The organism is Flavobacterium reichenbachii, from assembly GCF_002217435.1.
GTDB classification, from domain to species: Bacteria; Bacteroidota; Bacteroidia; order Flavobacteriales; family Flavobacteriaceae; genus Flavobacterium; species Flavobacterium reichenbachii.
On record NZ_MUHF01000023.1, the window covers coordinates 16738 to 39623 of the forward strand.

Genomic DNA, 22886 nt, shown 5'->3' on the forward strand with positions numbered 1-22886 from the left:
TGTAAATTTGTGTTAAGATACGGTAAAAACCAAAGCGATTGTTTATGATTCTTAGCGCTTTTCACTACATTTGCATCCATTTTTAAAGATTTTATGAAAAACACGATTCAAGTTGGATTTTGGGAAAAACTTGCCCGAATTATACTTAAAAACAGAATAACAATACTAATTGTGCTTTCTGCTTTAACAATATTCCTTGCTTTTCAATGGAAAAACCTTTCTATGACTTATACAGAAGCAAATCTGCTTCCTAAAGATCATATTGCAAATAAAGAATATCAGAAATTCTTATCCAAATTTGGCGAAGAAGGTAATCTTGTGGTTATAGGTTTTAAAGACCCAAAGTTTTTTACTCCAAAAAATTACGCTGCCTGGAATGAATTGATGACCGGTTTAAAAAAATCGAAAGAAGTAGATTTGGTAGTTTCCTTAAATGATTTAAAAAAATTAGAAAAAGATACTGTAAACCAAAAATTTATTTTAGCTCCGTTTATAGATCAAAGTAAAACGCTGGATCCTGCTTATTTAAAAAGTGTTCAGTATGATTTGTTTCACAATCTGCCTTTTTACGAAGGATTATTATTTAACAAAGAAAGCGGCAGTGTTCGTTCTGCGATTTACATCAACAAAGATTTAGTAAATACTGCCGAAAGAAAGACTTTTATTCTTGAAAACTTAGTTCCAAAAATCGATAAATTCGAAAAAACAACCGGAGTTGATCTTCGCGTTTCGGGAATGCCTTACATCAGAACGATCAATGCAGATAATATGAAAGGCGAAATTGGTCTTTTTATTGGTGCAGCTTTGCTTACTGTTTCTCTGATTTTCTTTTTCTTTTTTCGTTCTTTCAGAGCCACTTTTATTTCGATTTGTATTTTAATTGTGGGTGTAATCTGGTCGTTTGGAACACTCGGATTATTTGGTTATAAAATCACGATTTTAACAGCAATTATTCCGCCGCTTATTATTGTAATCGGTATCACCAACTGTATTTTCCTGATTAATAAATATCAGCAGGAAATCAAACTGCACAACAATCAGGCAAAAGCTTTACAGCGTGTTATTTCTAAAATTGGAGTTGCAACTTTGATGACGAATTTGACCACTGCAATTGGTTTTGCAACGTTTATGATTACCGGAAATGATTTGCTTTTTGAATTTGGTCTGGTAACATCTATTAATGTGATTTCTGTTTATTTACTGACACTTTTTATTGTGCCAATTGTTTATAGTTTCCTGCCGCTGCCAAAAGAAAAACATTTATATCATTTGACTAAAACTTATATTTCGACTTTATTGAATGGGGTTGAAAACGTAGTTAAAAATAAAAGAAAAACGGTTTATATTATTTACGGACTGCTTTTAGTTTTTAGTGTAATTGGAGTTTCACAAATGAAAGTTTCCGGAAGTTTAATTGGTGAAATGCCAAAAAGCGCTTCGTTTTTTAAAGATATTATTTTTTACGAAAAAGAGTTTAACGGTGTAATGCCACTCGAAATTATGATTGACACCAAACATAAAAAAGGTGTCATGAAGCTGTCGACGATGCGTAAAATGGATGAACTGCAAAGTACTATTGAAGAAATGCCAGAATTATCTAAGCCGGTTTCTGTTGTTAATTTGGTAAAATATGCAAAGCAGGCTTTTTACAACGGAAAACCAGAATATTATCAATTGCCGACTTCTCAGGAACAGACTTTTATTTTAGGTTATGCGAAGAATGCAACGAAAAACAGCAAAGAAAATTTGATGAAAGCTTATGTTGATTCTACCGGACAATACGCGAGAATTACGACTTTTATGAAAGACATCGGAACCGATGAAATGGCAAAAGTGGAGAAAAAATTACATTCTAAAATTGATGAAATTTTTCCTAAAGATCGTTTTGAGGTTACCGTTACCGGAAAAGCATTGGTTTTCCAGAAAGGAACTTCATATTTGGTAGACAACTTAATCGAGTCCTTGATTTTTGCAATTTTGACTATTGCAGTTTTAATTTTGTATTTATTCCGTTCTTTCAAAATGGTTTTGGCTTCTGTTATTACAAACATTTTACCACTTTGCATTACCTCAGGATTAATGGGCTATCTTGGAATTCCGCTAAAACCTTCTACAATTTTAGTATTTAGCATTGCTTTTGGAATTTCAGTAGATAATGCAATTCAGTTTATGGCGAAGTATCGACACGATTTACTTCAAAGTAACGGAAAAGTTAAAAAATCTGTTTTCAGTGCATTAAGAGAAACCGGAATTAGTACTTTTTATACATCTGTAGTTTTAATTTTAGGTTTTGCCACTTTTACACTTTCAAGCTTTAGCGGTACCATTGCGCTTGGAGGATTGATTTCTTGCACTTTGGCTTTTGCGATGTTTGCAAATTTAGTTGTATTGCCTTCACTGGTTTTGACTTTTGAGAAGAAGAAAACTAAGAAAGAGGAATTGGAGGGATTGGATAAGTAAGTTTCAGTAAAGCACACGAACAAAAGTCATTCACAAGTATGAAAAAAATAATCCTGTTAATTCTTATATTGAATATCAACTCAACATTCTCTCAAAATTATGTTGCGAATCTAAACTTAATGTCTTCTCAAAATTATTTTGAGGGAAAAAATTTATACTGCAAATCTGAGAATCCTGAGGCTTTAAAATTATTTAATGTAGGAATAGAAACACTATATCTAAATAGTTCTTTAAATAAAAAATATCTTGAAAAAACCATGTCTTGTTTCTTTAGTGCTTATAAAAAAGATACGACATTTTGTGATGCATTATTTTTTACAGGTTACACTTTAAGACTGTTAAATGACCCAAAAGCTCTGCCTCTTTATATTGCTGCAGATAGTGTATTTAAAAAATCGATTGAATTTAAAACCAACTTAGCAGCAGAATGCTTAAGATATGGCAATGAAAAAACTATCAAAATTGCTAGAAAAAAATACACTGAAATAATCAAACTATTGCCAGAAAGTCCCGAGGGCTATTATGGGTTTGCACTTACTTCACCTATTTTAGGAGATTACGAAAAAGGATTAGAAAATATAAATATTGCGGTTGAAAAATACAAAATCATAAATCCAAAATTAAAGGATGATGTGATTTATTTACAAGGAATTTTACTTTCAATGAATAATAGGCACAATGAGGCTTTGGAAAACTTAGAGAAAGTTTATTCTTCATATAAAAAAGATTTCAATTTTAAAGTTTATTATTCTTTGTCTCTTTTAAAAGTCTCCGAAGAAAAGAAAGATGACAAAATGAAAAAGAAGGCATTAAGCATTTACGAAAAAATAGAAGAGAAAGATCAAATTCCTAAGGAAGTAAAAGACCAATTGGTGTTTTCTTAATTGTAGAATACTAGTTCGATTCCTCGTTCCGCGGAATGACAACTTCGCCCAAAAATGGTTCTTATAAAAACGAGTGCCCTAGCCCTGATAGAAGCGACATCCTTTTTCTTGCTCCTTTAGCAAGAAAAAGATATAGCGGATAGCAGGAAACAGCTTCAAAAATTAATTATTATCGTTTATATTTGCAGTTATTACACAACAATAATTTAATTTCAATATTATATATAAAATGAAACACACAAAGGTTAAAGACTTATTAAACAGTACGACGACGCTTCAGGAGGTTAATGCAAAAGGATGGGTGAGAACTTTTAGAAATAATCAGTTCATCGCGCTTAACGACGGTTCTACCATTAATAATATACAATGTGTTGTTGATTTTGAAAATACACCGGAAGAAACTTTAAAAAGAATCACGACTGGAGCTGCGGTTTCAGTAATTGGAACTTTGGTAGAGAGTAAAGGTGCTGGTCAGAAATATGAAATTCAAGTTTCAAAAATTGAAATTCTTGGAGATTCTGATGCAGAGAAATTCCCAATGCAGCCAAAGAAACACTCATTGGAATTTTTACGTGAAAATGCACATTTACGCGTTCGTACAAATGCTTTTGGAGCAATTATGCGTGTGCGTTCGGTATTGTCATTTGCGGTTCATAAATATTTTCAGGAAAAAGGATTTGTGTATGTAAATACGCCAATTATCACGGGAGCTGATGCTGAAGGTGCAGGAGAAATGTTTCAGGTAACTTCATTGCCTTTGGATAATTTGCCAAAAAATGAAGAAGGAAACATTGATTTCAAAAAAGATTTCTTCGGAAAACATACAAACTTAACGGTTTCTGGACAATTAGAAGGGGAAACTTTTGCGATGGCTTTGGGTCAGATTTATACTTTTGGACCAACTTTTAGAGCTGAAAATTCTAATACTTCTCGTCACTTGGCAGAGTTCTGGATGATTGAGCCGGAAGTTGCTTTCAATGACCTTGATGACAACATGGATTTGGCTGAAGATTTTATTCAGTACGTAATTAAATATGCGTTAGACAATTGTCAGGATGATTTGAAATTCCTGGAAGGAAGACTTTTAGAAGAAGAAAAATCAAAACCACAAGCAGACAGAAGTGAAATGGCGTTGTTGGAGAAATTGAACTTTGTTTTGGAGAACAACTTCAAACGTGTTTCTTATACTGAAGCAATTGATATTTTAAGAGATTCAACTCCAAATAAAAAGAAAAAATTTCAATATATCATCAACGAATGGGGAGCTGATTTACAGTCAGAACACGAGCGTTACTTGGTGGAAAAACACTTTAAATGTCCGGTAATTTTGTTTGATTACCCAGCAAACATTAAAGCGTTTTACATGCGTTTGAACGACAACACAGAACCAGGAAGAGAAACGGTTCGTGCAATGGATATCCTTTTCCCAGGAATTGGAGAAATCGTTGGTGGTTCTGAAAGAGAAGAGCGTTACGATGTTTTGGTTGAAAAAATGAAAGCCTTAGAAATCGACGAAGAAGAATTATACTGGTATTTAGACACGAGAAGATTTGGTTCTGCAACGCATGCTGGTTTCGGTTTAGGATTTGAGCGTTTGGTATTGTTTGTTACAGGTATGACAAACATTAGAGACGTAATTCCTTTCCCGAGAACTCCTGGAAGTGCGGAGTTTTAATCGATTTAGTTTAAAAAAGTTTCAAGTTTCAGGTTTCAAGTTATTGGAGCTCGAACTAAAATAATAATATTTGTTTCAGGTTTCAAGTTTCAAGTTGTAGCACGTTCTGCAACCTGAAACTTGAAACTTGAAACTTTTAACAAAATCAAATGCTAAAGCAATTTTTAAATTTAAAATTATCCCAAAAATTATCTCCACAGCAAATACAGCTGATGAAGTTAATTCAATTGCCAACGCAAGCTTTTGAACAGCGTTTATTAGAAGAAATGAACGAAAATCCGGCTTTGGAAGCTGGAAAAGAAGACGAATACGAAGCCGATGAATTCGCTAATGAAGAATATGACGATTATGATGATGCTGAATCAGACAGAATTGAAGCAGACGACATTAATATTGACGAATACTTAAGCGACGACGATACTCCAGATTACAAAACTCAGGTTAATAATTATAGCGAAGACGAAGAACGCGAAACGCCTTTTGCTTCTCCAATTAGTTTTCATCAGGATTTGATCAATCAGCTGAATACTTTTATCCTGAATGACCAAGAGCGTGAAATCGCTGAATTCCTTGTGGGAAGTATTGATGACATGGGTTACATCCGCAGAAGCGTTCCGGATATTGTAGACGACATGGCTTTTACTCAGGGAATTTATACTGATGACGCAATGGTCGAAAAAATGCTTCATGTTATTCACGAACTCGAACCTTCGGGCGTTGGCGCGCGTGACTTGCAGGAATGCTTACTATTGCAATTGAAGCATAAAACGCCGACAGAATACGTTGATCTGGCGATTGATATTATCGAAAATCAGTTTGATGCTTTTACCAAAAAACATTACGATAAACTGCTTCAAAAATACGGTGTTTCGAACGAACAGCTTAAAAAAGCGATTCACGAAATTGAAAGATTGAACCCAAAACCGGGAGGATCATACACCGGAAACAATAAAGTTACCGAGAATGTGGTTCCTGATTTTGCCATCAGAATTATTGACGGCGAACTGGAGTTGACCTTAAACGGAAGAAATGCTCCGTCTTTGCACGTTTCTAAAGATTATCAGGAAATGATGCAGACCTACAAAGATTCTCGTGATAAATCATCGGCACAAAAAGATGCCGTTCAGTTTATTAAACAAAAACTGGATTCGGCTAAATGGTTTATTGATGCGATCAGACAGCGTCAGGAAACGCTTTTTGTAACGATGAATGCGATTATGCATTATCAGGAAGAATTTTTCTTAGACGGCGACGAAACCAAGCTAAAACCAATGATCTTAAAAGACATTGCCGATATGGTTGGTTTGGATATTTCGACGATTTCGCGTGTGGCCAACAGCAAATATGTTGAAACGCCATACGGAACAAAACTAATCAAGGAATTTTTCTCTGAAGCGATGAAAAATGATCAGGGAGAAGATGTTTCGACTTTAGAAATCAAAAAGATTCTTAAAAACACGATTGAGGAAGAAGATAAAAAGAAACCGCTTCCAGACGATCAATTGGCCGAAATCTTAAAAGAAAAAGGATATCCAATTGCAAGAAGAACTATTGCAAAATATAGAGAACAACTAGATATACCAGTTGCGAGAATGAGAAAGAAGATTTAGTTTTTTTCAACCATATAAGAAATATAAGTTTATTTTAAGAAATGCCCCGACAAACGAAAGTTTATCGGGGCTGTTTTTTTTGCTTTTCCTAATATAAAAACATCCATATTCATTATTAAACTGGACTTCAGTCCAGTTTATACGCCCAAATTACCATTTGATTTTAAAGAACAAACCCGACAGGTTTCAAAAAACCTGTCGGGTTTACCAACATTATATCCGTTCAATTATTTATACTGATCCGGTAATATTTTCACATTAAACAAAAACGCTTTCTTTTTGTCGGAGTAACTGTAGACCAATATAAAGTCATTTTCTCTAAAAACCTGAAGTCCTGGATTTGCTTTGGCAGTACTTATCAGACTTTTTTCGATTTCTTCTTTTATCACGTTCACCTCTGCCGTTTCTTTTTCGACATTAAGCAATGTCAAATTGTATTGTGCAATCTGGGTTTCAGGCAGATTGACGCTATCCAGACGAATTCCTTCCTGAATTACCAAAGGGCAGTTTTTATTGTATTTATCTACTAACTCAGAGATTTCTGTTTTTACAGTATCAACATTTTTGTAAAAATAAAACTGAATAAAACCAACTAAAATCAATGCAGCTCCAACTGTAATTAACAACCAAATATTCTGTTTTTTCTTAGTTTCTTTATTCTGCATTGTAACTTTTGTTTTTTATTGTTTTACGTCAAAAGAGAAATCTATTTCCCCTGGCTTTTTTTCATTGCATTATAATAAGCTGCGCGGCTTAACGGCTCATATTCTTCTGTTTCGCCCAGCATTACCAATTTATCGTTATCTGTTTTACGGAAACTGTAATTAGCCAGATTTCCTGTTCTGGTGCAAACGGCGTGAACTTTAGTCACATATTCTGCAGTTGCCATAAGTGCCGGCATTGGTCCAAAAGGATTTCCTTTAAAATCCATATCGAGTCCGGCAACAATCACGCGAATTCCCTGATTGGCGAGATCATTACAAACGGTAACAATTTCGTCATCAAAAAACTGCGCTTCATCAATACCAATAACATCACAACCTTGCGCCAAAATCATAATATTGGCAGCTGCGGGAACTGGTGTTGAGCGAATTTCGTTAGAATCGTGAGACACTACCATTTCGTCATGATAGCGGGTATCAATAGCAGGTTTAAAAATTTCGACTCTTTGTTTGGCAAATTGAGCACGTTTTAATCTGCGGATTAACTCCTCGGTTTTACCCGAAAACATTGATCCACAAATAACTTCAATCCAACCAAACTGTTCTTTGTGATTTACTGTATTTTCGAGAAACATTTTGTATTTTTCTACCTTTAAAGATGAATAGTTTTTATTACTTTGTACTGGTAATAATCTGACGTAAAAAAATTGCTGTTCTACGTTTTTCAAAAATAGAAAAATTTTATCAAATCAGGGATGAGCAATCACTTATTAACAGAAATAAAAAATTATCTTTTAGATTTCTATTTAGAATAAAGACATTCAATTACAAAACATACTAAAATACCCTATTCACTATAATTTCAACAGTTATGAAAAAAAAATTGGAAGCCGATTTAATCAGCATTGCACATCGAATTTTAAAGCTTAAAAACAAATCCGATATCAATCAATTGTATCTTGAAACACAGAAATTATATGAAAAATTAGCAATATTAAAATTTGTAGAAGAGAATTTTGACGCTGTAAAACCAACAATCGGACAAAGTGATATTACTTCTGAATTAGAAACAATTTTTGACAAAGAGGAAACATTACCTGCAGCAACTTCAATAGAAACTCCAGCTGCAGTTGGCACAATAGAACTTGCAGCATCTTATGAACCAGAAGTTACAGAAGAAAAGGCTGCCGAAGTGAATGAACCACTTACTGAGAAAGCAGCACAACCAATCGCTGCAGAAGTTATTGAACCCATCGCTGAGAAAACAGAAGAACCAATTGCTGCTGAAATCATTGAACCTGTTATAGAAAAAACAGAAGAACCGATTGTTTCAGAAATTATTGAATTAGAAGCGGAGAAAGAAAGTGAAAAAATAGAAGAGCCTAAAAATGACATTGAGGAACTTTCTTTTACGACAAAAAGCATTTTAAATCCAATTCCGGATTTTAAGCCTGCTTTTGAATTGACAGAAGAGCCAAAGGAAGAAATAAAAGAAACTATTGAAACAAAACCAAATCCGGCTCAAATACTGTTTGAGGATTTAGGAATTAATTATGCTGATGCTCAGTTTGTAAAAGTTGACAGCTTTGAAGCCGTTTCTCCTGCCCCATCAACTCCTGACTTTAAAGAGACTAAAACAGCACCAAATGTCGTTATAGAAAAAACAGAATCAAGACCGTCAACGCTAAATGAAAAACTAGCAAAAGGTTTTCATATTGATTTGAATGATCGAATTGCCTTTACCAAAAATCTTTTCGGAAACAGCACTGAAGATTACAGCCGCGTTTTAAATCAATTATTAACTTTTGATTCGTACAGCGAAGCAGTTGATTTTATCGAAAACATGGTAAAACCAGATTATAATAATTGGGAAGGAAAAGACGATTACGCAGAGCGTTTTCTAGGAATTGTAGAAAAGAAATTCTCATAAACACGAATTTCACAGATTTACACTAATTAATTTTTGTGAAATTTTAGCACTTTAATCATTTCGTGTTAATTCGTGCAATCTGTGTTAAATATTTAAAATTAATTATGTCAAAATTATATATCGTTCCAACGCCAATTGGCAATCTTGAAGACATGACTTTTAGAGCCATTAGAATTCTGAAAGAAGTCGATTTGATCTTGGCCGAAGACACCAGAACGAGTGGGAAATTGTTGAAGCATTTTGAAATTGGCACTCACATGCACAGCCATCACATGCACAACGAGCACAAAACCACCGAAAACCTGATTGCCCGCTTGAAAGCCGGCGAAACTATCGCTTTAATTTCTGACGCAGGAACTCCAGCAATTTCCGATCCTGGTTTTTTATTGACGCGCGCTTGTGTTGAAAACAAAATCGAAGTAGAATGCCTTCCTGGCGCAACCGCTTTTGTTCCAGCATTGGTAAACAGCGGATTACCAAACGACAAGTTTATTTTTGAAGGTTTTCTGCCAGATAAAAAAGGACGTCAGACGCGTTTTTTGGCTTTAGCCGAAGAAACCAGAACGATGATTTTATATGTTTCTCCACATAAACTCGTTAAGACTTTGGCCGAATTTATTCAGTATTTCGGAGAAGACAGACAAGTCTGCGTTTCGCGTGAATTATCAAAATTACACGAAGAAAATGTTCGAGGAACTGCCAAAGAGGTTTTAGCACATTTTGAAAAAACAGCGCCGCGTGGCGAAATTGTCGTTGTCGTTGCAGGAAAAACAATAGTAAAAGAACCTAAGAAAAGTAAATTTTCTAAGGATGAAGATTAAAAAAAATCACCACAAATTACACAAATTATCGCAAATTTAATTAGCGGAAATTTGTGTAATTTGTGGTTTAAAAAAAACCATAGAAAAAAAAATTTAATCATTATAATCTGTGGCAGAAAACGAAAACTAAAGCAGAAAAACAATACAAATCATGAGCATACAAGCCTTTTTAGAAAAAGTAAAACAAACTCCAACCCAAATAACATTTCCTGAAACTATTGCGGTAATTGAGGAAAATTACAACTTTACCCCAACTGCTTTTCAAAACGGAACGCAGCATAATGCAGCCGGAGAAAATTCTGGTTCATGTAAATTATTTTCTTTCGCAAAATTGCAAAATTTAAGCAAAGAAGAAACTTTAGCGTGCTTTGGAGCTTTTTATTTTGAAGAAGTTCTGGGAGATCCAAACGGAACAAATCATCAAAACATTAGAAATTTTATCAATTTAGGCTGGGACGGAATTAAGTTTGAAGGAAATGCTTTGGAAGCAAAATAATATTTTAGATTTTAAAATGTAGATTTTAGATTGCTGAAAGCTGCTTAATTCTAAATCCCTAAAAACTTTGTCAAAGTTTGAAACTTTGACAAAGTTAAAAACATATTTCTGCCACAGATTTCGCAGATTAAAGATTGCCACTAATTACAAAAATTACCACGAATAGAATTAGTGGAAATTCGTGCAATTCGTGGCAAAAAAAATTACCAATCAGATTAAACGATTTCAGAAATCAACAATCTAAAATCAACAATCTAAAATCAATAATCTAAAATCTAAAATCAACCATGCGTTGGACAATAAAACCAAAACCTTCTGAAGATAAAATCAAACATTTGGCGCAAGCCTTAAATGTAGAAGATTTTGTAGCAACACTTTTGATTCAGCGTGGAATTGAAACTTTTGATGATGCTAAGAATTTCTTTCGTCCTTCTTTAGAACATCTTCACGATCCGTATCTGATGAAAGATATGGACAAAGCTGTTGCGAGAATAGAATCGGCAATTGAAAATCAGGAAAACATCTTGGTTTTTGGCGATTATGATGTTGACGGAACGACGGCAGTTTCTTTGGTTTCTTCGTACTTAAAATCACATTATCCAAATATTGCGACTTACATTCCGGATCGTTACGACGAAGGTTATGGAATTTCGTTTAAAGGAATTGACTTTGCAGACGACAACGGATTTTCATTGATTATCGCTTTAGACTGTGGTATCAAATCAATAGACCACATCGCCTATGCAAAAGAAAAAAACATTGACTTCATCATTTGCGATCACCACAGACCTGGAAATATTCTTCCAGATGCGGTGGCAATTTTAGATCCAAAAAGAGACGACTGCTTTTATCCTTATGATGAGCTATGCGGTTGCGGTGTTGGTTTTAAACTGATTCAGGCTTTAGGAAAAAATCGCAATGAAACGATTGAAGATTTGGTTCCGTATCTTGATTTGGTGGCCACAGCAATTGCTGCAGATATTGTTCCCATAACGGGCGAAAACAGAGTTTTGGCTTATTTCGGATTACAGGTCATCAACAGCGACCCGAGACCGGGAATCAAAGCGCTGACGCATCAGGTAAAAAAGAAAGTCTTAGATATTACTGATGTTGTTTTTATTATTTCTCCGAGAATTAACGCGGCAGGAAGAATTAAACATGGCAATCATGCGGTTGAATTGTTAACTGAATTCGATTTTGATCAGGCACAGCAGTTTGCTTCAGAAATAGAACAATACAATGCCGACCGTAAAGATTTGGATAAAAGAATTACAAAAGAAGCCTTTCAGCAGATTTTAGAAAACAAGGAACAAGAACGATTCTCTACTGTTGTTTTTCAGGAAGACTGGCACAAAGGCGTAATCGGAATTGTCGCTTCAAGATTGATCGAAACCTATTATCGTCCGACTTTGGTTTTTACTAAAAGCGGCGACAAATATGCAGCTTCGGCACGATCCGTAAAAGGTTTTGATGTTTACAATGCTTTGGATGCCTGCTCGCACCATTTGGAACAATTTGGAGGCCATATGTACGCCGCAGGAATGACCATAAAGGCAGAAAATTACAAACCTTTTAAAGAAGCTTTCGAGAAACAAGTTTCAGCAACAATTCTCCCGGAAATGCGAACTCCGGAAATCGAGATTGATGCCGAAATAAACTTTTCAGATATAACGCCAAAACTCATCCGGATTTTAAAACAATTCGAGCCTTTTGGCCCGCAGAATATGACGCCTGTTTTTATGTCAAAAGATTTAAAAGATACAGGTTATGCTAAAACCTTAGGTTCAGAAGATGAACATTTGAGACTTTTTGTAAAACAGTCCCGAAGTTCCGAAACAGAAGGAATCGGCGCAATTGGTTTTGGACTTGGAAAAAAAATCGACCTTGCAAAAAATCAAAATCTTTTTCAACTGGCCTATTCTCTAGCAGAAAATGAATGGAACGGAAACGTTTCAACACAACTTATATTAAAAGATATCAGAACAAATGACAACTAAATCCAACAAGCCAGATCCTTATCAGGCACTACGTTACAGAGAATTTAATGTTTTTTTATTATTGCGTTTTGCAATGGTATTCGCCTGGTCCATGCAGTTTATTGTAATCGAATGGGAAGTGTACAGTTTAACTAAAAATCCGTTTGCTTTAGGAGTTATTGGTTTAATGGAAGTTAGCCCGGCAGTTTCTATGGCATTGTTTGCAGGTCATATTGTGGACCAAAGCGAGAAAAAGGGATTATTGGTAAAATGTATTTTAGGATTTTCAGTAATCAGTTTTGGATTATTTTTATTAACGTGGCCAAAAATAGTCGGCGGCTGGTCGTCTCATGTAATTTTATATTCAATTTACGCATTAGTATTTTTAGGCGGTTTGGTTCGTGCTTTTCTTGGGCCGACTATTTTCTCTCTTCTATCGTTAATTATCCCTAAAAAAGCATACCCAAATGCCGCAACCTGGAGTAGTTCTGTCTGGCAGATTGGAGCAGTTATGGGTCCGGCGCTGGCAGGATTCTCCATTAACTGGATTGGTGTTCACTGGTCAATGTGTCTGGTGTTTGCATTCTCGATTCTTTCCTTAATTGCCTTATCAAAAATCAGCAAAAAACCAATCATAAATCCAAAGATTGGTGGATCAGTAAAAGAGAGTCTTAAAGAAGGTTTAAATTTTGTATATAACAATAAAATTGTTTTTGGTGCTTTATCGCTTGATATGGTAGCTGTACTTTTTGGAGGTGCGGTAGCTTTACTGCCTATTTTTGCCCAGGACATCTTAAAAGTTGGAGCTGAAGGTTTTGGCATATTGAGAGCCGCTCCTGCAGTAGGAGCTTTTATTACGATGCTCGTTTCTGCTTATGTGCCTTTGTATGAAAACGCAGGAAAGAAACTTTTGGCTGCCATATTTGTTTTTGGATTATCTATTATACTATTTGGATTTTCTACCTCATTCTGGCTTTCTGTTTTTGCTTTATTTTTAAGCGGATTGGCTGACGGAATTTCGGTAGTCATCCGCCAGACAATTTTACAGCTTAAAACTCCTGATCATATGCGTGGACGCGTAGGTGCCGTAAATTCAATTTTTGTTGGTTCTTCTAATGAATTAGGTGCTTTTGAAAGCGGGGCAACGGCTAAATTAATGGGAACTGTAACCTCGGTTATTTTTGGCGGAAGTGTTACACTTTTGACTGTTGTAGTAACTGCATTAAAATCACCGACTTTTAGAAATCTGGATCTTCAAAGAGATATGGACGATCATCAGAAATTAGAATAGATGAAATCGTTTCTAATTTGCTTATTTCTTGCGCTGTCTTTTTCTGCAACGGCACAAAACCTTTATAGTAAATCCTATGGTGATAAAAAAAACATAGCTGTTGTTTTTATTCATGGAGGACCAAGTGGCAACTCCACTTTATTTGAAGGAACTACGGCACAAAAATTAGCCGAAAATGGTTTTTATGTAATTGTATACGACCGAAGAGGCGAAGGAAGATCTGCAGATAACGACGCAAAATTTACTTATGAAGAAGCTTTTCAGGATCTAAATTCTATTTATAAAAAATATCATTTAAAGAAAGCAGTGCTTATTGGCCACAGTTTTGGAGGTTTGGTTTCGACACTTTACACACATAAATATCCTAAAAATGTCAGTGCTTTAGTTTTGGCAGGAGCTTTATTTGCACAGCAGGAAACGTATGATCATATTTTAAATTCTATCAAGAAAATACACGACGGCGATTCTAAAACATTAAATAAAATCGCTTACATAGAAAAACTCGATAAAAATTCTGCTGGATATAGAAAATATTGTTTTGAGCTGGCAAGTGATGAAAATTATTTTAAAATGCCAAAACCAACAAAAGCCTCTAAAAAATTATACGCCAAATACGAATCGGGAGAGTTTTTTAAAACTAACATCAGAAATAAAAACGCTCCATTGGTTTTCTATAAAAATGAAAAACAAAATAATATTGACAGTCGGCCTCTATTAAAAAAAATAAAAACTTCTGGCGTTCCCATTTTTGCTATTTACGGAAAAAATGACGGTATTTTTTCGCCTGAACAAATGGGTTCAATTGAGCAAATTACTGGTAAAAACAATTTTGCGCTTCTTGACAATTGTTCGCATTATTTATTTGTAGATCAACAAGATAAATTCATTTCAAAAATTAAAAATTGGATTAAATAGTGCTTTTATTTATTATATCTTCCTCTTCAACATTCTAGAAGTAAATTTTACCGATGAACTTAAAACATTGATTTACATCTAAATATATTTTTATGATATAAATTAGTTTGCAATCCTAACGTCACATTGTCTAAATTAACTTATATCACTCCAATGCTGTCGAAATTTCATTTAATTTAAGGTTTTTTATTTAGAATTAATATAAATAATATTTATATTTGTTGCAATAAAAGTTTTTAAGATGAGAGAAATCGAACAGATATATCACAACAATTTTGGAATCGCCTTTTATTGGAAGGATCAAAACCAAACCATTTCAGAAAAAGTACAACTGGTTTTTAAGGAAACCGGTTTTTATTTTACAGTTCAGGAATTGAATCTCTTCTGTGATTTAATAGAAGACAGTCTCATCGAAAATGCGTGCTGTGAAGCTTGCGAAATGAAATATTCCTGCCATAAATTTCTATTAAAAACGCCATGTAATTCTATTGATCTTGCCGTTTCGATGACAGAATTAAAATCGATTAAAGACTTGGTTGAAGGTTCCTTATTCCGAATTGAACTGGATGAATATGTTTATGGAACAGGATTAAACTAGAAACATTCTAAATATTTTAACATCATTTTTTCATTATTGAAATATATTTTTACTTTATTCAAAAAAAAGTATATTTACGACAATGAAAAATGCTACAATTCTCTTTGTCTTTATATTTATTGCAGTACTATTTACAAACTGCAGTACTAAATCTGAAGAATATATTGACCCGCGGGGCACTGATTATGCCGGTTCTGAAAGCTGTATTCAATGTCATAAGGCCGAATATGAAATGGCCTCAAAAAGTTCCCACTTTAAAGCCACCGCACCTGCAATTCCAGAAAATATCCTAGGCGATTTTGACAGCCGTAATCATACTTTTATGTATGATAAAGACACTAAATTGGTTATGGAAAAACGCGGCGACAGTTTATATCAAGTTCTTTACAAAAACGGAAAAGAAGTACAAGCACATCGTTTTGAAATTGTTTTTGGCGCCAAACATGCTCAGACTTCTGTGTATTGGAAAGAGGGTAATACATACGAACTACCGGTTTCTTTTTATCATTCTATAAACAATTGGGCGACTAGTCCCGGTTTTCCTGCTGATAAACCTTATTTTGACCGAATGATAATGAAGGATTGTTATGCCTGTCACAGCTCCAATATAAGCTCGAGAACCGTTAATCAAAATTCGACAGAAAGGAATTTCATGTCAATGGAGGTTGAAGATATCATCAATAAAAAAACGATTGTATACGGAATTGACTGCGAACGCTGTCACGGACCTGCAAAACAACATGCTGAATTTCACTTAAAAAATCCTAACGTTAAAACTGCAAACAGCATTACAAGTTTTAAAACATTAAGCAGAGAGCAAAGACTGGATGCCTGCGCTTTATGTCACGCCGGAAATGACGGAATGAAATTAAAATCTCGTTTTGATTTTAAACCCGGAGATAAGCTTTCTGAATTTTTTCGTGAAACTAAAAGCATAAACGATACTGCAAAATTTGATGTTCACGGAAACCAATTTCGTCTGATGGCTCAAAGCAAATGTTTTATTAAAAGCGAAAAAATGGATTGTATTACCTGCCACAATCCGCACGAGAATGCTTCAAAAAATATGGCCTCTTATTCTAAAATCTGTATGAGCTGTCATCAGGGTCTAAAACATAATGACACAACATTAAAAACAATGCCTGAAAAATTATTAGCAGATAATTGTGTAGAATGTCATATGCCTAAAAAAGCGTCAGGAGCAATTAAATTTCAGCTTTCAAACAGCAAACAATTATCCAATTATATCTTGAGAACTCATAAAATTGGCATTTATCCAATGACAAAATAAACAATAACAAACAGGTTTTGCTTTTTGAAATTATAACAATGTCGAAATATGATTTACGACACATTAATGTCATTTTTTGCTTTCAATTTTAGACTTTCAACTTTGGACTTTCAACATTAGACTTCCGACTTTGGACTTTCGACTTTCGACTTTGGACTTTCGACTTTGGACTTATCTTATTGCTCGAATTTTTGAATCTCAAAAGTTTCGCCATCAAAAACGCCGTAGGTAAAATATCCTATCCAATCGCCCAGATTTACATATTCTGAATTTTCACCAACGGGAATAATCATCGGTAAATGGCGGTGCCCAAAAATAAAGTAATTATAATGTTTGGTTTCCAGTTTACGTTTGGCATAAAGTACCAGCCACTCGTTTTCTTCTCCAAGGAATTTTACATCTTCGGCTCCGGAAATCAATTTGTTTTTTACAGATAAATATTGAGCCAGGCTGACACCAACATCTGGATGCAGCCATCTGAAAAGCCATTTTGAAAACGGATTTGTAAATACCTTTTTCATTCTTTTATAGCCTTTATCACCAGGACCTTTTCCGTCACCGTGTCCAATTAAAAAGGTTTTTCCGTTAAAAGTAAATGCCGCATTATCATGATACACCGGAATATTCAATTCGGTTTCAAAATAATCATGCATCCATAAATCATGATTTCCTACAAAAAAATAAATCGGAATACCGCTGTCGCGAATTTCCGCCAATTTGCCTAAAACACGAACAAAGCCTTTTGGCACAACAGTTTTGTATTCGAACCAAAAATCAAATAAATCACCTAATAAAAAAATTGCTTCTGCATCTTCTTTAACCTCATCCAACCAAGCCACAAATTTTTTCTCGCGCGGCAAACTCAATTCTGGAGTCGGCGCACCAAAATGCTGATCTGAAGCAAAATATATTTTTTTCATTTAGATTATTAGAATTTGAGACTTCTTAGATTATTAGACTTCTTAGATTTTTAAACTTTGGACTTCAGACTTTGGACTTTGAACCTTTCAGACTAATTTAATTATCAGACGCGTACCATTCTGCAAAAGACGATTCTGTTTCCTGAAGTTTAAGGGAGAATAAAGAAATTTCAGCGGGAAGTCTTCCGATAATTCTTTCTGCAAAATCGACTACCATATTTTCGCTTGTCGGCTGATAATCAACTAAAATCACGTGATGACCTCGATTTTTTAATTCATTTGCCAATTCGATATGCGGTGTAGTTTGATTAAAAACGGTCGCATGATCAAACTGATCGACGATTTCTTCTTTAACAATTTTCTTTAGATCAGAAAAGTCAATTACCATTCCGAATTTCACATTCGATCGATCTGTAATTGGCGAACCAATCACTGTTACCGACAATTTATAACTATGACCGTGAACGTTCTTGCATTTTCCATCGTAACCGTATAAAGCATGCCCGGTTTCGAAATTAAATTGTTTTGTAATTCTGATATTACTCATCGATTTGAATTTTAGGTTGCAAATTTACAAATTAATAACCGTTTTCATCTCTTTTTTTAGCTCTGTTATACATCCAATAGGCAATTCCTATTAAAAGTATAAATGGAATGAAAGATCCAATCAAAACTCCAATTTGATAACCACTGTCTGGTGCATCTTTAATTTTCGCTGCAACGTCGACTTTTTGGAATAAGGAAATAATATACATATTCAAATATTTGATTTTAACACATAGAAACATAGGCTTTTCTCTTCTGAAAGGTAATGGAAAGAAACTAGTTTCTAAAACATAGTCCCGAAGCGTCGTGATACATTAATGCAAGTGAAACGGCTTTAACGAAAGGTAAAAAACTACGTTTCTATGTGTTAAAATTATTAGTATTTTTTATTTTTTAAATTGAAGCAAAGCCTTTCTTGCAAAATCAGACAAAACAAGTTTACCTGTAATTGCAGCACGTTCGATTAGTATCGATTCCCATTGTTCTGTGCCTTCCCAAATGATTTTTTTCATTTCGTATAATGCTTCAGGATTGTAAGAATTGAGCCTTTGAACAAAATTAGAAACTTCAGTATCTAATTCTTCTGCATTGTGCAATGAGGCATAAAGACCATTTTGAAGTGCCCATTCTGCCGATTTCCATTCGTGTGCTGCCAGCGTCATTTCGGTCATTGCTCTCTTTCCAATTTTACGGGTAACAGCGGGTTCAATAACAAACGGCCCGATGCCAATTGCCAATTCAGACAATTTAACAGCACTTTCCGGAGTTGCAAAAACATAATCGCAGGCCGAAATAATTCCGACACCGCCACCTACCGCTTTTCCCTGTACACGACCGATTATCAATTTATTGCAATTACGCATTGCATTAATTAAATGAGCAAAACCAGAAAAAAATTCAGTTCCTTGTTCTTCATTTTCTACCTGCAAAAGTTCATCAAAAGAAGCTCCGGAACAAAAAGTTCTGGCTCCTTCACTTTTCAAAACAATAACCGAAACCGCATCATTTCGGCTTAGTAAATTAATCTCGGCAGTTAAACGATCGAGCAGTTCACGCGGAAAAGAATTACTGGCCGGATGCCCAAACTGAACCGTGGCAATTGTATTTTCAAAAGAAGTTTCTAAACTTCCGTTTAAATTTTCTGAACTCATAAAATAGATTTATTCGTAAAGTTACGATTTTGAAAAATAATTCTCCCGAAACTCCCCGAAATTTGTTTTTATACAATAAATTGCCTTTATTTGCTACACCTTTGGGGGATTAGCTCATTTGGCTAGAGCGCTTGCCTGGCAGGCAAGAGGTGATCGGTTCGAATCCGATATTCTCCACAAACAAAACCGTATTACATAATTGTGATACGGTTTTTTTATTTTGGCATATGTTTTATACTTTTGAATACCTATACTTTAAAATTCTTAAAACTATATTATTACGACATGTTTAGGTATCCTGTTTTCGCTTGATGAAGAAAATAATATAAAACCTCATCTTTTGAATCTGATGAAGAAAGATTAGAACATTTACAAGAACGTATTGAAGAATTATTGACCTATGAACTTTTGACCAATAAAAGCCTGATAAAAATGGATACCGAATTTCTTTCAACTAATTATGTTAATCCGGTTTATGGTCATTTAATGACGCATACAGATATTTTTAAAAAGCCGGATCAAGAGCAAAACGATTTTAAACAAAAATTTACTGAAATCGCGGCTGATGCTTCTGATGACATTATAAAAAAATTACTTTGGAATGATAACTGGCGTTTTAGTATGGTTGGTTCCTGGCTAATTTTTGCAAAAAACAAAACCGAATTTATAACTGAAATTGGAACACTTTTACTTTCAGGAAAAGCTGGAACAATTGGTTATTGCTATACATTAGCAAAATTTGCAACTCCAAAATGCAGTGAATATTTAGCCGGGTATTTGGAAAAAGAGCTTCGATTTGAAAAAATCCCAACAGAAAAATTTCAGGACACTGCTATTTATGCGCTAGTTTATATTGATAAAAAAAATAAAACCAATTTCTCTAAACCTTTTTTAGAACCTTCGGGACTTTGGACTAAGTTTATTGAATTTGAATTTAGAGGAAAGCTGAAAGACAGTTCAAAATGGGGAGATTTTGAAGCAAATTATAAAAATTTTGTGAGTATGTTTGAGTTTATGAACTCACTGACAAACGAAGATTAACGATATTTAATTAACCGAATCAATCAAAAAAAATGGAATTAACAGAATTACAGCAATGGCATGATTCAGATCAGCATGTTAAAATCATTCAAACACTTGAAGCTCTTCCTGCATCAGATTTAAATTATGAGCTCACGAACCTTTTGGGCAGAGCGTACAACAATACTTCTGATTATGATAAAGCTATTGAAATTCTTCTGTCTCAAAGTGAAAAAGGAACAGAAGATGCGCTTTGGAATTTCCGTGTCGGTTATGCATTTTATTACAAAAATGAAAAAGACAAAGCTCTTCCCTATTTTCAAAAAAGTGTTTCACTGGGAGATAAAACAGCGATCGATTACGAAAAGTGGTGCACAATAGAACCGCCTTCAATTCAACCCAATAAATCAACGAGAACATTAGACAATACTGCATGGGTTTTTTCTTCAAAACAATACCATGATGCTTCAGAATTTAATGCAGAAGTTATTGACTACCAAAAAAGAATTTATAAAACAGATGAAAACTGGAAACCAAATGAAATTGTATTTGAAGTTCCTGAGCTTCAAATACAATACATGGCATGGATCAGAAAACCTTCTGATTTGCTAGAAAATGAAATCTTAATTGAAGAAGACAGAAATGTTTTTCAAGAATATCCGGAGGAAAAAGAGCATCAGGTTGAAATTTTAGCAAAACTAAAAGCCGATAACGGGAAAAATTTTACGGCACTCGAGTTTTTATTAAAAGCACATAATCAACAGGCTAATAAAGAATTAGGAGATCATGTCTTTTTTGAAGGCACAGACGAAAATCTGTATGTTGTTGAAGGTTTGCCAACTTGCTTTATTGCCTGCGGAAGTTAGAAAATAGAAAACTGTAATGTAACGAAAACATGAAACAAGAAATACTGCTTCAAATTCAGAAATTAGGAGGGAATATTGACAAGGTAAAAGGAAACTCATTACAAGAAGATTTGGAATTAATTGAATTTAAACATGCTTTATTTCCAAATGAGTATGAAGATGAGTTGTACGGAATTGACGAGTTTTATGCCGAAAATCGGCCGTTGTATTTAGACAACAAAAGAGCATTTTATAACAGCTTATTGGATCATTTTTTCTCTGATCATGAAATTCCGTACGGACAGGCTTTTTAACATCGTTGTTTTTATAACGTGTTGAACTATTATAATGCCATAATGTGTTGTGCCATTATGATGTAATAAGGTGTTGCGACGTTCCATGCGTTGCGCCATTATAATGTGATAATGCGTTGTGACGTTCTATAATGCATTGAACCATTATAATGCATAATGTGTTGCTCCGTTCCATAATGCGTTGCATCATTATAATGCGATAATGTGTTTCACCATTTTGATGCGATAATACGTTGTGACATTATAATGCCATAATATGTTGCACCATATCAATAGTGCGTTGCACCATTCTGATGCTTGCGCTCTTTCAGAGCTGTGTTGCTAAAACACATAAAATTGAACACCTCTTAAAATGGGCTGAAAGCACATAAAGACATTAACATGGTGCATCGCACTATGAACGGGCTGAGAGTCCACAAAGACATCACCATAGTGCATCTAGCTATTAACGGGCTGAAAGTACACAAAGACACTAACATGGTGCATCGCGCTATTAACGAGCTGAAAGTACACAAAGACACTAACATGGTGCATCGCGCTATTAACGAGCTGAAAGCACACAAAGACATACCATAGTGAACCACATTATTAAAAACAACCACCCTGAAAGGGCACAATAAAAAAGAGAAAATATGCCACAATCATTATACAAAGTATATGTGCATTTAGTATTCAGCACTAAAAAACGTTACCCATTTATTGACGATGATATAAAAGAAAAATTATGGGCATATCTTGGAGGCATTTGCAAAGGACTAGAATGCAACCCTATTCAGGTAGGAGGTTATAAAGATCATGTTCATATTTTATGTCTTTTATCTAAAAAAATCACACAAATGAAATTAGTTGAAGAAGTAAAAAAGCAATCATCGAAATGGATAAAAACGATCGATAATCGTTATGCAAACTTTTACTGGCAGGATGGCTATGGTATTTTTTCTGTTAATCCCTCGCAATTAGACATTGTAATAAAATACATTAAGAATCAGGAAGAACATCATAATAAGAAAACATTCAAACAGGAATTAACTGCATTTTTAAACAAATATAATGTTGAATATGACGAACGTTATCTTTGGGATTAGGCTTTCGCCCTTTCAGGGCTGGATTAATTATAATGTTACATTTTCAATAGCGCGTTGCACTATTCTAATTCTATAATGTGTTGCATTATTCCATTTTGTGTTGCAACATTTTAATGCCATATTGCGTTGCGACATTCTATATTGCGTTGCATTATTCCATAATGCGTTGCGCCATTCTATATTACGTTACGTCATTATAATTCCATAATACGTTGTGCCATTTCATATTGCGTTGCACCATTATAATTCCATGATGGGTTGTGCAATTCCATATTGCGTTGCGCCATTATAATTCCATAGCCCGTTGCGCCATCCATAATGTGTTGTACCATTATAATGCGTTGTGCAATTCCATATTGCGTTGCGCCATCCTAATTCCATAGTGCTATGCACCAT

Annotated in this window: 23 protein-coding genes and 1 tRNA gene; 17 read left to right on the forward strand and 7 right to left on the reverse strand. The window is 34.5% G+C overall.

Features of this window, described 5'->3' with window-relative positions:
• Positions 1 to 93 precede the first annotated feature (93 nt).
• The 4 genes from B0A68_RS19340 (at position 94) to rpoN (ending at position 6629) form a co-directional block, all read left to right on the forward strand.
• Positions 94 to 2460, forward strand: coding sequence for an efflux RND transporter permease subunit (locus tag B0A68_RS19340; RefSeq protein ID WP_035681774.1), 2367 nt, complete (start codon positions 94 to 96; stop codon positions 2458 to 2460).
• 38 nt (positions 2461 to 2498) lie between these two features.
• On the forward strand, positions 2499 to 3344 hold the full coding sequence (locus tag B0A68_RS19345) for a hypothetical protein (protein WP_123947529.1): 846 nt from the start codon (positions 2499 to 2501) through the stop codon (positions 3342 to 3344).
• Between the two features lie 229 nt (positions 3345 to 3573).
• A complete protein-coding gene (gene asnS / locus B0A68_RS19350; RefSeq protein WP_035681772.1) occupies positions 3574 to 5019 on the forward strand; it encodes an asparagine--tRNA ligase in 1446 nt (481 codons plus the stop codon).
• 149 nt (positions 5020 to 5168) lie between these two features.
• Positions 5169 to 6629, forward strand: a complete 1461-nt coding sequence (rpoN, locus tag B0A68_RS19355; RefSeq protein WP_035681769.1) for an RNA polymerase factor sigma-54 — start codon at positions 5169 to 5171, stop codon at positions 6627 to 6629.
• 227 nt (positions 6630 to 6856) lie between these two features.
• Here the strand turns inward: rpoN and B0A68_RS19360 are convergent, their stop codons facing one another.
• The gene (locus B0A68_RS19360) at positions 6857 to 7294 is read right to left on the reverse strand and encodes a hypothetical protein (protein ID WP_035681767.1); all 438 of its coding nucleotides are present in this window, start codon (positions 7292 to 7294) and stop codon (positions 6857 to 6859) included.
• A 41-nt stretch (positions 7295 to 7335) separates the two neighbouring features.
• Positions 7336 to 7926 carry a thymidine kinase gene (locus B0A68_RS19365; protein ID WP_035687786.1) on the reverse strand — a complete coding sequence of 197 codons (591 nt, stop codon included), beginning with the start codon at positions 7924 to 7926 and terminating at the stop codon, positions 7336 to 7338.
• Between the two features lie 236 nt (positions 7927 to 8162).
• On the opposite strand from B0A68_RS19365, the gene B0A68_RS19370 reads away from it, so the two are divergent.
• From B0A68_RS19370 to B0A68_RS19405, 8 genes are all read left to right on the forward strand, one after another.
• The gene (locus B0A68_RS19370; protein ID WP_035681762.1) at positions 8163 to 9221 is read left to right on the forward strand and encodes a hypothetical protein; all 1059 of its coding nucleotides are present in this window, start codon (positions 8163 to 8165) and stop codon (positions 9219 to 9221) included.
• A 104-nt stretch (positions 9222 to 9325) separates the two neighbouring features.
• Entirely contained in the window at positions 9326 to 10042 is a 717-nt protein-coding gene (gene rsmI, locus B0A68_RS19375; RefSeq protein ID WP_035687783.1) for a 16S rRNA (cytidine(1402)-2'-O)-methyltransferase, read from the forward strand.
• Between the two features lie 151 nt (positions 10043 to 10193).
• Positions 10194 to 10538: a HopJ type III effector protein gene (locus tag B0A68_RS19380; RefSeq protein ID WP_035681760.1), complete on the forward strand. Its 345-nt coding sequence runs from the start codon at positions 10194 to 10196 to the stop codon at positions 10536 to 10538.
• 287 nt (positions 10539 to 10825) lie between these two features.
• Entirely contained in the window at positions 10826 to 12535 is a 1710-nt protein-coding gene (recJ, locus tag B0A68_RS19385) for a single-stranded-DNA-specific exonuclease RecJ (protein WP_035681757.1), read from the forward strand.
• Entirely contained in the window at positions 12525 to 13805 is a 1281-nt protein-coding gene (locus B0A68_RS19390) for an MFS transporter (protein ID WP_035681752.1), read from the forward strand. Before recJ ends, B0A68_RS19390 begins: the two co-directional genes overlap by 11 nt.
• Positions 13806 to 14720, forward strand: a complete 915-nt coding sequence (locus B0A68_RS19395) for an alpha/beta hydrolase (protein ID WP_035681749.1) — start codon at positions 13806 to 13808, stop codon at positions 14718 to 14720.
• 241 nt (positions 14721 to 14961) lie between these two features.
• Positions 14962 to 15318 (forward strand): hypothetical protein, encoded by a 357-nt coding sequence (locus tag B0A68_RS19400; RefSeq protein WP_035681747.1) that lies wholly within the window; start codon positions 14962 to 14964, stop codon positions 15316 to 15318.
• A gap of 82 nt (positions 15319 to 15400) precedes the next feature.
• Positions 15401 to 16609, forward strand: a complete 1209-nt coding sequence (locus B0A68_RS19405) for a cytochrome c3 family protein (RefSeq protein ID WP_035681745.1) — start codon at positions 15401 to 15403, stop codon at positions 16607 to 16609.
• Positions 16610 to 16785: 176 nt separating this feature from the next.
• Here the strand turns inward: B0A68_RS19405 and B0A68_RS19410 are convergent, their stop codons facing one another.
• The 4 genes from B0A68_RS19410 to B0A68_RS19420 all read right to left on the reverse strand — a co-directional run bounded on the left by B0A68_RS19410 (position 16786) and on the right by B0A68_RS19420 (position 19226).
• Positions 16786 to 17529 carry a UDP-2,3-diacylglucosamine diphosphatase gene (locus tag B0A68_RS19410; RefSeq protein ID WP_035681742.1) on the reverse strand — a complete coding sequence of 248 codons (744 nt, stop codon included), beginning with the start codon at positions 17527 to 17529 and terminating at the stop codon, positions 16786 to 16788.
• A 97-nt stretch (positions 17530 to 17626) separates the two neighbouring features.
• Positions 17627 to 18076 carry a 6-pyruvoyl trahydropterin synthase family protein gene (locus tag B0A68_RS19415; RefSeq protein ID WP_035681740.1) on the reverse strand — a complete coding sequence of 150 codons (450 nt, stop codon included), beginning with the start codon at positions 18074 to 18076 and terminating at the stop codon, positions 17627 to 17629.
• 31 nt (positions 18077 to 18107) lie between these two features.
• Positions 18108 to 18284 carry a hypothetical protein gene (locus B0A68_RS24530; protein WP_165571322.1) on the reverse strand — a complete coding sequence of 59 codons (177 nt, stop codon included), beginning with the start codon at positions 18282 to 18284 and terminating at the stop codon, positions 18108 to 18110.
• 177 nt (positions 18285 to 18461) lie between these two features.
• Positions 18462 to 19226 carry an enoyl-CoA hydratase/isomerase family protein gene (locus tag B0A68_RS19420; RefSeq protein WP_035681737.1) on the reverse strand — a complete coding sequence of 255 codons (765 nt, stop codon included), beginning with the start codon at positions 19224 to 19226 and terminating at the stop codon, positions 18462 to 18464.
• A gap of 103 nt (positions 19227 to 19329) precedes the next feature.
• Between B0A68_RS19420 and B0A68_RS19425 the strand changes: the two genes are divergently transcribed.
• The 5 genes from B0A68_RS19425 to tnpA all read left to right on the forward strand — a co-directional run bounded on the left by B0A68_RS19425 (position 19330) and on the right by tnpA (position 22490).
• Positions 19330 to 19403: transfer RNA gene (locus B0A68_RS19425), tRNA-Ala, on the forward strand.
• 255 nt (positions 19404 to 19658) lie between these two features.
• Positions 19659 to 20267 carry a DUF6000 family protein gene (locus B0A68_RS19430; protein ID WP_035681735.1) on the forward strand — a complete coding sequence of 203 codons (609 nt, stop codon included), beginning with the start codon at positions 19659 to 19661 and terminating at the stop codon, positions 20265 to 20267.
• 32 nt (positions 20268 to 20299) lie between these two features.
• Complete coding sequence (locus B0A68_RS24635) at positions 20300 to 21112, forward strand: tetratricopeptide repeat protein (protein ID WP_051892450.1); 813 nt, start codon at positions 20300 to 20302, stop codon at positions 21110 to 21112.
• A gap of 29 nt (positions 21113 to 21141) precedes the next feature.
• Positions 21142 to 21405, forward strand: a complete 264-nt coding sequence (locus B0A68_RS19440) for a hypothetical protein (RefSeq protein WP_035687777.1) — start codon at positions 21142 to 21144, stop codon at positions 21403 to 21405.
• Positions 21406 to 22037: 632 nt separating this feature from the next.
• Positions 22038 to 22490, forward strand: coding sequence for an IS200/IS605 family transposase (gene tnpA, locus B0A68_RS19450; protein ID WP_035681730.1), 453 nt, complete (start codon positions 22038 to 22040; stop codon positions 22488 to 22490).
• A gap of 240 nt (positions 22491 to 22730) precedes the next feature.
• On the opposite strand, the gene B0A68_RS24535 is transcribed toward tnpA, so the two are convergent.
• Positions 22731 to 22886 carry a hypothetical protein gene (locus B0A68_RS24535; protein ID WP_165571321.1) on the reverse strand — a complete coding sequence of 52 codons (156 nt, stop codon included), beginning with the start codon at positions 22884 to 22886 and terminating at the stop codon, positions 22731 to 22733.

Coding starts and splice junctions, on each gene's coding strand:
- B0A68_RS19370 (WP_035681762.1), top strand. CDS start 8,163: ATGAAAAAAAAATTGGAAGCCGATTTAATCAGCATTGCACATCGAATT.
- B0A68_RS24535 (WP_165571321.1), bottom strand. CDS start 22,886: ATGGTGCATAGCACTATGGAATTAGGATGGCGCAACGCAATATGGAAT.
- B0A68_RS19360 (WP_035681767.1), bottom strand. CDS start 7,294: ATGCAGAATAAAGAAACTAAGAAAAAACAGAATATTTGGTTGTTAATT.
- B0A68_RS19340 (WP_035681774.1), top strand. CDS start 94: ATGAAAAACACGATTCAAGTTGGATTTTGGGAAAAACTTGCCCGAATT.
- B0A68_RS19395 (WP_035681749.1), top strand. CDS start 13,806: ATGAAATCGTTTCTAATTTGCTTATTTCTTGCGCTGTCTTTTTCTGCA.
- tnpA (WP_035681730.1), top strand. CDS start 22,038: ATGCCACAATCATTATACAAAGTATATGTGCATTTAGTATTCAGCACT.
- rsmI (WP_035687783.1), top strand. CDS start 9,326: ATGTCAAAATTATATATCGTTCCAACGCCAATTGGCAATCTTGAAGAC.
- B0A68_RS19405 (WP_035681745.1), top strand. CDS start 15,401: ATGAAAAATGCTACAATTCTCTTTGTCTTTATATTTATTGCAGTACTA.
- B0A68_RS19380 (WP_035681760.1), top strand. CDS start 10,194: ATGAGCATACAAGCCTTTTTAGAAAAAGTAAAACAAACTCCAACCCAA.
- B0A68_RS19390 (WP_035681752.1), top strand. CDS start 12,525: ATGACAACTAAATCCAACAAGCCAGATCCTTATCAGGCACTACGTTAC.
- B0A68_RS19420 (WP_035681737.1), bottom strand. CDS start 19,226: ATGAGTTCAGAAAATTTAAACGGAAGTTTAGAAACTTCTTTTGAAAAT.
- B0A68_RS19430 (WP_035681735.1), top strand. CDS start 19,659: ATGGATACCGAATTTCTTTCAACTAATTATGTTAATCCGGTTTATGGT.
- B0A68_RS19365 (WP_035687786.1), bottom strand. CDS start 7,926: ATGTTTCTCGAAAATACAGTAAATCACAAAGAACAGTTTGGTTGGATT.
- rpoN (WP_035681769.1), top strand. CDS start 5,169: ATGCTAAAGCAATTTTTAAATTTAAAATTATCCCAAAAATTATCTCCA.
- B0A68_RS19345 (WP_123947529.1), top strand. CDS start 2,499: ATGAAAAAAATAATCCTGTTAATTCTTATATTGAATATCAACTCAACA.
- B0A68_RS19440 (WP_035687777.1), top strand. CDS start 21,142: ATGAAACAAGAAATACTGCTTCAAATTCAGAAATTAGGAGGGAATATT.
- B0A68_RS19415 (WP_035681740.1), bottom strand. CDS start 18,076: ATGAGTAATATCAGAATTACAAAACAATTTAATTTCGAAACCGGGCAT.
- B0A68_RS24635 (WP_051892450.1), top strand. CDS start 20,300: ATGGAATTAACAGAATTACAGCAATGGCATGATTCAGATCAGCATGTT.
- B0A68_RS19410 (WP_035681742.1), bottom strand. CDS start 17,529: ATGAAAAAAATATATTTTGCTTCAGATCAGCATTTTGGTGCGCCGACT.
- recJ (WP_035681757.1), top strand. CDS start 10,826: ATGCGTTGGACAATAAAACCAAAACCTTCTGAAGATAAAATCAAACAT.
- B0A68_RS24530 (WP_165571322.1), bottom strand. CDS start 18,284: ATGTATATTATTTCCTTATTCCAAAAAGTCGACGTTGCAGCGAAAATT.
- asnS (WP_035681772.1), top strand. CDS start 3,574: ATGAAACACACAAAGGTTAAAGACTTATTAAACAGTACGACGACGCTT.
- B0A68_RS19400 (WP_035681747.1), top strand. CDS start 14,962: ATGAGAGAAATCGAACAGATATATCACAACAATTTTGGAATCGCCTTT.